Annotated in this window: 12 protein-coding genes; 4 read left to right on the top strand and 8 right to left on the bottom strand. The window is 35.9% G+C overall.

All coding sequences use genetic code 11. The annotated features are described in order from the left end of the window. Positions 1-98: 98 nt before the first annotated feature. Genes ACXAGJ_RS02140 through ACXAGJ_RS02125 form a run of 4 tightly spaced genes read left to right on the top strand, consistent with a single transcriptional unit; the run spans position 99 to position 5,191 of the window. Positions 99-2,483, top strand: coding sequence for a TonB-dependent receptor (locus ACXAGJ_RS02140; RefSeq protein WP_474836688.1), 2,385 nt, complete (start codon positions 99-101; stop codon positions 2,481-2,483). Positions 2,484-2,504: 21 nt separating this feature from the next. Then, complete coding sequence (locus tag ACXAGJ_RS02135) at positions 2,505-3,359, top strand: DUF4249 domain-containing protein (RefSeq protein WP_474836686.1); 855 nt, start codon at positions 2,505-2,507, stop codon at positions 3,357-3,359. A 21-nt stretch (positions 3,360-3,380) separates the two neighbouring features. Then, positions 3,381-4,433, top strand: a complete 1,053-nt coding sequence (locus ACXAGJ_RS02130) for a sensor histidine kinase (protein WP_474836684.1) — start codon at positions 3,381-3,383, stop codon at positions 4,431-4,433. Next, positions 4,430-5,191: a LytR/AlgR family response regulator transcription factor gene (locus ACXAGJ_RS02125; protein ID WP_474836682.1), complete on the top strand. Its 762-nt coding sequence runs from the start codon at positions 4,430-4,432 to the stop codon at positions 5,189-5,191. Before ACXAGJ_RS02130 ends, ACXAGJ_RS02125 begins: the two co-directional genes overlap by 4 nt. Positions 5,192-5,296: 105 nt before the next feature. Here ACXAGJ_RS02125 and ACXAGJ_RS02120 read toward each other — a convergent pair whose 3' ends face one another. The 8 genes from ACXAGJ_RS02120 to ACXAGJ_RS02085 form a co-directional block, all read right to left on the bottom strand. Next, the gene (locus tag ACXAGJ_RS02120; RefSeq protein ID WP_474836680.1) at positions 5,297-6,322 is read right to left on the bottom strand and encodes an alpha/beta hydrolase; all 1,026 of its coding nucleotides are present in this window, start codon (positions 6,320-6,322) and stop codon (positions 5,297-5,299) included. A 1-nt stretch (position 6,323) separates the two neighbouring features. After that, positions 6,324-6,866: a nuclear transport factor 2 family protein gene (locus tag ACXAGJ_RS02115; protein WP_474836678.1), complete on the bottom strand. Its 543-nt coding sequence runs from the start codon at positions 6,864-6,866 to the stop codon at positions 6,324-6,326. Continuing rightward, positions 6,850-7,377: a nuclear transport factor 2 family protein gene (locus ACXAGJ_RS02110; protein WP_474836676.1), complete on the bottom strand. Its 528-nt coding sequence runs from the start codon at positions 7,375-7,377 to the stop codon at positions 6,850-6,852. The genes ACXAGJ_RS02115 and ACXAGJ_RS02110 overlap by 17 nt, the downstream gene beginning before the upstream one ends. 79 nt (positions 7,378-7,456) lie before the next feature. Then, positions 7,457-8,371, bottom strand: a complete 915-nt coding sequence (locus ACXAGJ_RS02105; RefSeq protein ID WP_474836674.1) for a helix-turn-helix transcriptional regulator — start codon at positions 8,369-8,371, stop codon at positions 7,457-7,459. Between the two features lie 50 nt (positions 8,372-8,421). Further along, positions 8,422-9,456, bottom strand: a complete 1,035-nt coding sequence (locus ACXAGJ_RS02100) for a bestrophin family protein (protein ID WP_474836673.1) — start codon at positions 9,454-9,456, stop codon at positions 8,422-8,424. A gap of 40 nt (positions 9,457-9,496) precedes the next feature. Beyond that, on the bottom strand, positions 9,497-10,405 hold the full coding sequence (locus ACXAGJ_RS02095) for a helix-turn-helix domain-containing protein (protein ID WP_474836671.1): 909 nt from the start codon (positions 10,403-10,405) through the stop codon (positions 9,497-9,499). A gap of 5 nt (positions 10,406-10,410) precedes the next feature. Next, the gene (locus tag ACXAGJ_RS02090) at positions 10,411-10,899 is read right to left on the bottom strand and encodes an SRPBCC domain-containing protein (protein WP_474836669.1); all 489 of its coding nucleotides are present in this window, start codon (positions 10,897-10,899) and stop codon (positions 10,411-10,413) included. 15 nt (positions 10,900-10,914) lie between these two features. After that, on the bottom strand, positions 10,915-11,967 hold the full coding sequence (locus ACXAGJ_RS02085) for an MBL fold metallo-hydrolase (RefSeq protein WP_474836667.1): 1,053 nt from the start codon (positions 11,965-11,967) through the stop codon (positions 10,915-10,917). Positions 11,968-11,971: the final 4 nt, after the last annotated feature.

The following is an 11,971-nucleotide window of genomic DNA, read 5'->3' as shown; positions in this document are numbered from 1 at the left end:
CCTGTATTCATCGGTAAAAATCCAGTTTTGTCTTTTTTTAGAGTTGAGTCGAGGCCTATACAGATAGCTTTGGTTACAAATGTAAAACCAAAAAGCTTATGAAAATCTTTGTGAATGTCGCCCTAGGATTCTTTCTTATCACATTACAAGCTCAGGAAAAATATACCTTAAGCGGTTATGTAAAAGATGCAGCCTCGGGAGAAAGTCTTTGGGCCGTAACTATAATCACTGGACCAAATCAAGGCACAGTTTCCAATGACTATGGATTTTATTCTATTACGTTAACCGAGGGAACCTATAACGTTCAGCTTTCTTTAATGGGATATAAAACAAATACGCAGGAAATTTATATCGACGAAGATGTAAAACTTGATTTTGAACTGGAAGAAGATATAGCGCAACTCAGTGAGGTAACCATCACCTCTTCTGGAGCCAAACGTACTGCTTCAGTAAAATCCACAGAAATGAGTGTGGTTCAGCTTTCTTCAAAAACGATAAAAAAGTTACCTGTTGTTTTGGGAGAGCCTGATATCTTAAGATCCATACAACTTTTGCCAGGAGTATCCAGTGTAAATGATGCTTCCTCTGGATTTAATGTACGAGGGGGTTCTGCAGATCAGAATCTGGTTTTGTTAGATGATGCTACCATTTATAACGCTTCTCACCTATTTGGTTTTTTCTCGGTTTTTAATACCGATGCGGTAAAAGATTTGAAGCTATACAAAGGAGGTATTCCTTCCATTTACGGTGGACGCTTATCTTCCGTATTAGACGTAAAACAGAAAGAAGGTAACATCAAGAAATTTGGAGGAACCTTGGGTCTAGGGCTTATTGCAAGCAAAGCAATGATCGAGGGCCCAATTGGTAAAGGGAATAATGATGAAGGTAAAGGTAGTTTTATGCTAGCTGGTAGACGCTCTTACATAGATCTATTTGCTCCGTTGGGAGGCGATGACTTTCAGGACACTAAGCTTTCTTTCTATGATATTAACTTAAAAACAAACTATACCATTAATGAGAATAACCGATTGTTTTTGTCTGGATATTTCGGAAGAGATGTTTTCGAAATTGGAAGCTTACTGGGAACAGTTTGGGGTAATGCATCTGGTACTTTGCGTTGGACAAGTGAGCTTAATGACAAGTTATTTCTGCAAACCTCTGCCATATTTAGTAACTATGATTACAATTTGGATAATTTACGTTCTGGAACCGAGTTTAGATGGAATTCCAATATTCTAAATTATAACCTTAAGCCAAGATTAACCTGGTACATCAATGATAAAAATACAATACGTACAGGATTAGATTTTACGTATTACAACTTTCAACCAGGGGAAATTAAACCTTTGGAAGGTTCTTCGGTTAATCCCGAGAAATTCAGAGAGAAGTTCGCGCTCGAATCCGCTGCTTATGTCGATTTTGAACAACGGATTTCTGATAAACTAAGCTTACAGTATGGGGTTCGATTGTCCAACTTTAATCGTATTGGGAAAGATGTGATATTACAATACGAAACCGGTGACCCTCTTACCTATAATGCTGTACAAGATATTTATGAAGAAAATGATGTTGTTGGAGAGACAGAGTTTGGTTCTGGTAAGAGTATTGAAAACTTCTATGGTTTTGAACCTCGGTTTTCTGCTCGATATTTGATTAATGACCGTAACTCTTTAAAATTAAGTTACAATAGAAACTATCAATATCTACATTTGATCTCCAACACCACTTCTGCTACTCCATTAGATGTATGGGCACCTAGTGGTCCTTTTTTAAAACCACAGTACTCTGATCAATTCGCTTTGGGGTATTTCAGATCTTTTGCTGATGGAGCATATGATTTTAATGTAGAAACCTATTACAAAAGTTTACAGGATGTTACTGATTTTATCGACGGTGCGGATTTGCTATTCACCGAAAATATTGAAACACAAGTGGCTCAAGGAGATGGTAGAGCTTATGGATTGGAAGTTCAGGTTAATAAAAATAAAGGAAAGCTTACCGGTTGGTTGAGTTATACTTTGGCCAGAACAGAGAGAAATGTACTCGGAATTAACAATAACGAATACTATCCAGCCAATAATGATCAATTACATGAGCTCAACCTCGTTGGGATTTATAAACTAAATGATCGATGGGATTTTGGAGCCAACTTTGTTTTTGGTTCGGGAAAACCAGTAACCTATCCAACTGGGCAATATGAGCAAAACGGACTTGTAGTTGCCGATTATCAAAACAGAAATGGCGATCGTTTACCAGCTTATCACCGACTAGACGTATCAGCAACTCTCAATCCCAAAAAAGGGAAACGAGGCAGTTGGATATTTAGTATTGCTAACCTGTACAATCGCCAGAATGCGGCTTCAATTTTCTTCAGAGAAATTAGTGAAGTAAATGATATGGATGTAGCTACAGGAGAAACCCAGGCTACCAAGCTTTCTTACTTCGGAATTGTTCCCAGTATTACTTACCAATTTAGATTTTAAAAAACCTCAAAAACAAGCAAGATGAAAAAACTAGTTTTAATATGCTCACTGATCTTTATTTACAGTTGTGAAACTGATGTAACCAGCGATATTACCTTAGCGGGTAGCGCTCCCAGATTGGTGATCAACGGAGGGATAGAAAGAAATACCACTACTCCATTAACAGAACAGCGCATTCGGTTAACGACCACTACAGGGTTTCTGGATGATACGCCCCCCTTACCCGTTACCAATGCCACCATCATAGTAAATGATGGGAATCAGGATTTTGAGTTTTTGCATACCGAAAATGGAATCTATACAAATTCTGGCGTCATTGCTACCTTAAATACAAGCTATACCATCACTATCGAATGGCAGGGTGAAACATATCAAGGTAGTGATACTCTTAATGAGGTGACCAACTTTGATAATGTTTATGCCGTTTTTGAAGAAGAAACCTTGTTTACAGACGAAGGGTATTTTGTAAAGTTTGATAGTACAGACCCGCCAAACATCGCTAATTTTTATTACTATCGAGTATTTCGAAATGAAGAGTTTGTGATTGTTCCAGACCCTGGAAACAGTAGGACACTGGTTGAAAGCGATGAGTTTTTTGATGGACTACAACGTATAGAAGTGAATCCCAATGAAGAAGTAATATTTGAATTGGGAGATGCTGCTACCATCCAGCAATTAGGAATTTCTGAAGCGTATTATAAATATCTATTAGAACTCTTTGTACAAACCGGAAATCAGGGGTTATCATTTGTTGGTAATCCTCCTCCAGCATCCATTAGAAGTAATGTTTTTAATTTGGATACCCCAAGTAATCGAGTTTTAGGCTATTTTTATGCTGCTGATGTGGAAGAAGAATCATTGATTATTTCAGAATAATAGAATAAACAATAGAAGTACATGCTAAAAAACGGAAGAGTATATATTTATGGGACATTCGTTCTATTGATTGTCTTCTTTAATTTCGTATACGAGTTAGAGCACACCTCATTACAAGAGGCAATACAAGAGACGATTGTCATTCTTCCAACCACCTTTTTATTTATATGGATCATTTATAAAGTCAGAGCTATTTTAACCACAGAAAATAAGTTCTTCAAAAAACGACTCATTGATCCATTAAATAAAATGGGCATGATCTCTATGATTGTATTCAAAACATTATTTATTAGTGTTTTGTGGGAAGTGATGACTTCCTATTTGTTTATAGATGATGATGATACCGTGGATTCTGGTCTTTCTGAAGGTTCCTTGTTTCTTGTTGTGCTGGTAAGTGTACTTATTGTTACTTTGTTTGTTTACTTCTTTGAAAATTACCTTACTGTAATAGAAAATAGACATAAAATGAAAATGGAACTTTCGAAACATGAAAGTGAAAAGATCATTTCAAAATACCTTTCTCTAAAAAAACAATTGAATCCACATTTTCTGTTTAATAGCTTCAATAGTTTATCGGCATTAATCCATACAGATACGCATAAGGCTGATACATTTCTACAAGAGTTATCGAATGTATATCGATACAATTTGGATTATAGTGAGGAGCTCGTAGTCCCCGTAGAAAAAGAATTGGTGTTTATTAAGTCGTATATGGAACTTCAGCGTATTCGTTTTAAAGAAGCAATTGTTATTAATTATCAAATCGATGCTCCCAAGATGAAGTATCTGATTCCTCCTATGACTCTGGAGTTACTGGTCGAAAATGCAATTAAACACAATGTTGTCGAAAACGAAAATCCACTGCTAATCAATATTGTAACTCAAGGAGATTATATTATTGCAGAAAATAACTTTCAGCCTCGGAAAACACCAATTGGTAAGGACTCTTCTTTAGGAATTGGATTAAAAAACCTGAAAAACCAATATGATTTGATTCATAAAGAGATTCCAACATTTACTATAGAAAACCAAAAATATATTGCAAGAATTCCTTTAATCGCTCCCAACTTATGATTCAGGCTATAATTATAGAAGATGAAGAAATTGCAGCCATCAAACTGCAAAACATGATACAAGAATTGGATACAAACATCCGAATAGCACGTATTTTACCTTCTGTGAAGGAGTCCGTGAGCTACCTCAAAGAAAACATTCCAGACCTGATCTTTTTGGACATCAACTTATCAGACGATAACTCTTTTGAAATATTCAACCAAGTGGGAACGATTACTTCAAAGATTATTTTTACAACCGCCTATTCCGAATATGCGATCAAAGCGTTTGAGCAAAATAGTATTGATTACCTATTGAAACCGATTGCAAAAGAAAAATTACAGCGTAGTTTGAACAAATTGAAACAATACGAAGATCATCATCAAATACAATTGGATTATGCACAACTCTTAGGTAATATCGAAGATTCGTATAAAAAACGGTTTTTGGTCAAAACTGGGAATCAATTAAAAACTGTAGATATTGAAGAAGTAGCTTATTTCTATTCTGAAGATAAAATTACTTTTATCAAGTTGAAAAAAGGAGAAAGATTACCCATAGAATCCTCCTTAAAGAGTATTGAAAATGTGGTGAATCCGAAGGATTTTTATAGAATTAACCGCAAATACATCATACATACCTCTTCTATTTCCAAAATGTATTACTCCTCAAAGTCCAAGATAATTTTACATTTAATCCCTATACCAGATGATCCACAAGTTACTGTAGCTATTGAGAAGATAGGTAAATTTAAAAAATGGTTAGGCGGAGATATGTGATCCGTTTTAAGCTAAAACAACTTAATGTGTACAAAGAACAAGTCTCGGTATTAGAGACCTGTTCTTATTTGGAATATAATTCAGTATAAATACTGAGGGGGAACACTAGAGATTTTTATGAAAAAAATCACTGGTTTTATTTACTGCGAGATGTACCTCTTTTTCTTGATCATAAAACGCAAACTGATGCATTGGAGATGCTAAATCTGTATCTACCCATACTAACTCTTTGTTTTTAGAAGGCACAGCTTCAAAATACTTTTTGGTATAATCAGGCAATACACAACCATCACTATGCACCATAAATAGAGGTTTATCTAACTTTACTGCCGACGGAAATGGATCCAGGGTTAACCAATCTTCCCAGGTAGCCACTGCAAATTGATCTGCACTCCATTCTGGAATAGCTCCGCGTTCTGGATTAAGATAGTAGTCAAATTCTCCATACATAGCAGCATCTGGATCTGTTGTAGAAATGGCTTTGATATAGGTAAACTCTCCTGTTTTTGCATATTTCTTTTTTGCATCTTGTGCTAATTTAATTTTAGACTGTACTCCTTCTTTTCCTCCATAAAACAGTTTTACGGCTTCTGCATCGTGTAACCAGGACGCTGTAGTGGCCACAGCCTTTATGTTCTCATCTTCTGCTGCAGCCATAAGGGTGTACATAGAACCTGCACATACTCCAAAAGCACCAATTTTGTTAGCATCTACTTCTGGTAGGGTTTGTAAATATGTAATGGCATTATGAATATCCTGAATTTTCATCTCTGGATTTTCCCAGGATCTTGGCACTCCTTCACTCTCTCCGTAATTTCTAAAATCGAATGCCAGGGTGATAAAACCAGCTTCAGCAAAACGTTTTGCATACAAACCTGCCATTTGTTCTTTTACGGTTGTCCAACTTCCTGAACATACAATGGTTGGGTATTGTTTTCCTTCTTCAAAATTAGGTGGATAAAATAAGTTCCCAACAATAGCTAAGCCTTCACTTTTGAATTGTATCTTTTTCATATCTTTTTGTTTTATCGTTGTTTTGATCTCTTCTTTTTGTTCAACTTTTGTTTCTTGTTTACATCCCTGTATCATCACCGAGATTGCCGCTAAAAGGATTATTCTTTTTTTCATCATACTACTTGATTTTATCTAGCAACCCGAAACCTCGGGCAGCCACGATAGGGTTAAAAATCTCTACGTACTCCTCTATTTTCCCTTCATCATTAAACTTGAAGGTGGAGTAATATTGATTACTGTATACACCTGCATCATTCTTCAATTGGATGTTACCTGTGTATTTTACAAATACTATTTTTGGATCTTCCATCGCATAGATTTCATCGATAGGAAAGGTCATACCGTCAAAATTTGGAAAAACGGGAGTCCAATACCCTCTAATTTCTTCTTTGCCATTGGCTCCAGTTGGAAACAAACCCGAGTGATATGGATTGATATGCTTCCCCTGATCTGCAAAAAGGGCTACCAATGCTTCTACGTTTTCGTTTTCCAGAGCAGTAAAGAATGCTTTTACTGAAGCTTTGTTTTGGATTGCAGTTTCTTTGGTCATCGCTAGATGTTTTGTAATGGATTTAACTTCATTTTGATTTTCCTGATTGTTACAAGACCAGAGTATTACCAATAGTAACAACAGGATTATTGATTTACTTGTTCTTTGCATTTTCAATTGCTTTTTGGATAAGTTTGGTGTTCCCACTTTGGTACTTATAATTAAACTTCATTGAGGTGATTTTCCAGATATCCTGGATCTTTTCCAGATCAAAATCATAACTTCCTACTACAGTCCAGATGTTTCCATTTTCATCTTCCAGATAGTGAGTGGCGGTTCCATAACAAAAGGCATGTGCCGTATTACCATTGATCGTTGTAATAAAGTTTCCGATTTGATGATGGGTATGCGTAAAACCAGGTAAAATCGTTTTCCAACCTGTAGTGATTTTATTTGGAGAAATCGTTACAGCATCCGTACCTGTCATAGAAGAATAATCCAAAAAAACCTGGTTATTAAATTGTGCTTCTACTCCACTCCAATCTTTCTGGTCTGTATGTACAAATACTTTGGTAATGGTTGTTGTAATGTTTTGTTGATCGTTCATAACTATACTTGATTTTTCTTGAGATTGACCAGCAAAAGCATAACAAGTCAATATCATAATTAATACCTTTTTCATATCATTGTATTTTGATGATACAAAGGTGCTGTAGATTCCCTTGGAAAGATTTATAGAATCAAATCAAGAAGTATAAAAATCAAAGAGCTTGACTTTTTCTGAATGTATTTGGAGTTTGATCCGTCAGTTTTTTAAAAAAACTACTGAAGTTATTGGGAGAATCAAAATAAAGGGAATAGGCGATTTCTTTGATACTCATTTGTGTTTGCAATAAGCGTGATTTTGCCAATTGTAGGATGTACTGATTGATATGCTGTTTGGCCGTATGACCAGTGATACTTTTTACCGTAGCATTTAGGTGATTGGGATGGATAGCCAACAAATCTGCATAAAAACTGGTAGAATGGGTCTTTTTGGTTCCTAAACTGGTTTCATAAAAACTGGTTTCGATTAAGGTTTGAAATCTGGATAGCAAATGAACGTCTGCCTTTCTAAATGCGTTGGCAGCATCTTCTTTGGTCACCTGTTGCGTAAAGAAACGTTTTACAAAACTGAGCAGCACCAGTACTTGTGCTTCTATGATTTGTGAAGAATCCTGTTGTAAATGCTGTTGCTCTTCGTAAATAGCTTCGTAAATAGCTAATAACTTTGAAACTTCGTCGGGTTGAACTTCAAAGGGTATTGATTTATCTATTTTTAAGAAAGGAAAATCTGCTAGTAGTTCTTGTAGGTGCTTGGATTTGGTAATAAACTCTTTAGAAAACATGAGATAGTACCCTTTCCAGTCGGGTACAATGTCCCAGGATACGATTTGAAACGGAGAATTAAAAAATACCGTTGCTCCTTCAGGAAAATTGGTATGATGTCCGGATATTGCCTTGCCAGAACCTTCTACTTTTATAGCTATAGCATAGAACTCATGTTTAAAAGGCTCCATTTTGGCGATAACAGTAGGCATGTTTTCTTCAAAACTTCTAATATCAAAATACGATTGCTTTGGCAGTGAAATCTGTATCGCCTTACAATAAGAAGAGATCGTTTTAAAGTGCTGCATGATTCAAAAGTACCGTTCCTTACTCAAGTGACATAATCTTTGAGCTATTTTTACATCAAAATTCCATTCTTGGCCTCAATACCAGGGGGTAAATCGGTCTCGCCCAGCATTTCTCTTAAATCAATTTCGATGGTACGGCATAAGGATAGCATAGGAATGTCATTAGCCATTCCCTGAAAAGGGTTTTCGGAGTAATCTCCGGTTACCTCCATCATTACATATACCCATCCCAAAAGTACTGTGATCGGAATAGATAAACCGATTCCCCACTCTCCTATTTTATCCAACTCCGGCATCATGCTAAACGGAAGTAGAATCACAAAAATAGCGACAAAATACCAGCTCATATTTGCATACTGACGAGGTAAAGGAAACTTTTTGATACGTTCATTTTTACCTTGTAAAGTATAAAAGCTTTTCAAAATATTGGCCATTTCCATATGTCGAAAATCTTCGATATATCCTTGTTCTCTAAGTGCTTGTAAATCTCTGGATTGTTCATTGATGATTTGCGTGGCCGTATTATTGTAATCTACTAACCGATCGTGTTCCTCTTCTGGTAAAAATTGCTTCAATTCACTACGAGTAACTTCATCATCGACCAGGCCAATCCCAAATTTCTTTTGGTATTTTCTAGCGGTCCTGGCTGTAAAACCTCCCTGACTAATATGTTCCCAAGGAGTAGCCACCAATAGTTGGCTTCTATGCGCGTATAACCACCCGATATGTCGATAGATAAGACGTTGTTTGATCTTATGAATCTCTTCTTTTGTAAGCTGATTATCTGTAAAAAAATTGGATATAAAACCGTCAACCATCATCCCCCAGGTACGACTATCATTTACAATACCTCCCCATATCTTTCTTGCTTCCCACATACGATCATAGGCCTGATTGTTTTTAAAACCTACATAAAAAGCAACTGCGGTACCTATAACAGAAACCGGTAACCAGGGAATACTAAATGTAATAATCTCATAGTAATATAAGGCAGCAATCGAACCCATAAACAGGGTTAACCAAATAATGTGGTGTGCTGTCCACTTCAATAATTTAAATACACTAATTCCTTTGGTAACGATCATATTTGTACAGTTGTGGTTATATTTTTAGCTCTAATATAAGCTAATTTGCACTTCTGTACTGTGTTGGAGTTAATCCTGTTTTGGATTTAAACAATTTATTGAAGCTTTGTGGATATTCAAATCCAAAATCGTAAGCAATTTCACTAATCGTTTGTGTACTGGTAAGAATTTTGGTCTTTGCTTTATCAATCAAAAAGCTTTGAATATGCTCTTTGGCACTGATTCCTGTTTCGTTTTTTAACAGGTCTCCCAGGTAATTTGCGGACATATTCAGTTCATTTGCACAGAAATTTACCGTTAGGACGCCTAGATCTTTTGCCTTTTCGGTATTAAAATAGTCTAACATGATATTTTCAAACCGGGAAATAAGATCCTTGTTTAGATTGGTTCTGGTATAAAACTGTCGATCGTAGTAACGCTTACAGTATTTCAGTAAAAGATCGATGTTCGAAATTATCAATTCTTGGCTGTGCTTATCAATGTTTTGATTGTATTCCTTTTCTATTTTGGAAACCAGTTCAGTCAACGATCTTTTTTCATCATCAGATAAGTGAAGTGCTTCATTGGTTTCGTAATTAAAGAACGAATAGGTACTAATCATTTTACCCAGTTCTGATTTACCAATTAGATCAGGGTGAAATAACAGCGTCCAACCAGAGGCTCCTTTATATTCTTGATTATTTTCGATTTTAATGGTTTGATTGGGTTTCATAAAAACCATAGTCCCTTCTTGAAAGTCATAAGAATTTCTACCGTAACTCAATGAACCTGAAATCCCTGATTTTAAACTAATTTGATAGAATCCAAACACATAGGAATAATCTCCATAATCATAGTTCGTCATCTCATCTGTAATCGGCAGAACCGATACTAATGGGTGCTTTGGTTTTGGTAGCTGTAAAAAATCATGTACTTGGGTAATGTTATTTATTTTTATGATGTCTTTCATTGTCACTAATTTAAAGATTCTACGTGAATTTTTATAGCCCTATTCAATCTTCCATAGGCTTCTTCCACAGGTTTGGGATTCCAAAAATTAACACCAATACCTCGATAATCTTCATGGATGATTAGTTGGGTTCCGTTTGGAGTTGGTTTGAGAATATATTTATGATCGAAGGTTAATATCAATGGCATTCCACCTCCCTGATTGAGTAATTGGTTTGGAATAACTTCTTTTACTGTAGAGGGTATTTGACTCACGTTGTTGGCATCTTGGGTAAATTGATAAATTACTTTATTACCTTCTTGTATTTGTCCTTCTATCAGTTTCATTACTGGGTTCCAGGTGTCATAAGCTTGAGTGTCTGTCAAAACGGACCAAACTTTTTCGGGAGTGGCATGAATAGTAATTTCATGGTGTACCGATTTTCTGCCAGTAAAATATAGGATCACCAGAATAGCCACTAGTGCAAACAAGAGTATTAAAATTTTTGAGTTCATAATGGATATGTTTTTTTATTTAATTTTTTTCCACCAAGTTTCTTTTAATTCATTTGATATATTGAATAATTCGCCTAATTTCGGAAGGATAAAATCCATTTTATGTTTTTGAGCATATTTGACAAAGTCTTCGGCGGGTTCTTGCCATGTGTGCTGGTAGGACAAGGCGAATCCTGCCCAATGTACGGGTAATGCTTTTTTAACTTTTCCGTCAATGGCTGCTTTTATAGCTTCGTCTGGGAATAGGTGTATCAATTTCCAGTCCTCATTATATTGACCGCATTCCATAAATCCTATGTCAAATGGGCCTAATCTTTCTCCTATCACTTTAAAATGTTTACCATACCCTCCATCTCCACTAAACCATATGTTTTCATTTGATGATCGTATTGCCCATCCCCCCCATAAGGTTTTTGATCGGTCTGTTAAACCTCGACCAGAAAAATGTCGCGTTGGAGTGAATGTGATATTTATGTTCCCAAAGATTTTGGAATCCCACCAATCAAATTCGATAATACAGTCAGAAGGCACTCCCCAACTCTCGAGATGTCTTCCTACACCTAAGGCAACATAGTAATTTTCAGTCTTTGACTTTAACTTTTCGATACTAGCATAATCTAAGTGATCATAATGATCATGTGTAATTAGCATTAGGTCAATTTTTGGAAAATCATCGATTACATTTAAGGTATTTTCCGAAAATCGTTTGGTTGCTATAGGTGCTATTGGAGTAGTATTAGGACCCAACATCGGATCTATCAAAATGGTTTTACCTTCTACGCGAAGTAGCAATGCAGAATGTCCATACCAAATAAATTTTGCGGTGTTAGACTTCGCCAAAAAATCGTCTTTATCAAACGCAGCGATCGGCAGAAATTGCTTAGGAACACGACCACTTCTATTAGAAAGTTGTTTGTAAATTACACGAGGCAAATCTAGCAAGGTGCCTCCCATTGTAGTGTACTCCAGATTTTGAAATGCTCCATTTCTCCAATGTTCAGACTGTTCATAATTACGAACAAGATCTTTGGTTACTTTTGCCCCAAATAAATTAAAATAACTACTCATATAT

This window comes from Aquimarina sp. AWH4_224 (assembly GCF_056160245.1).
Note: the sequence above shows the minus strand (reverse complement) of the source record. Positions and strands in the feature narration are given on the sequence as shown.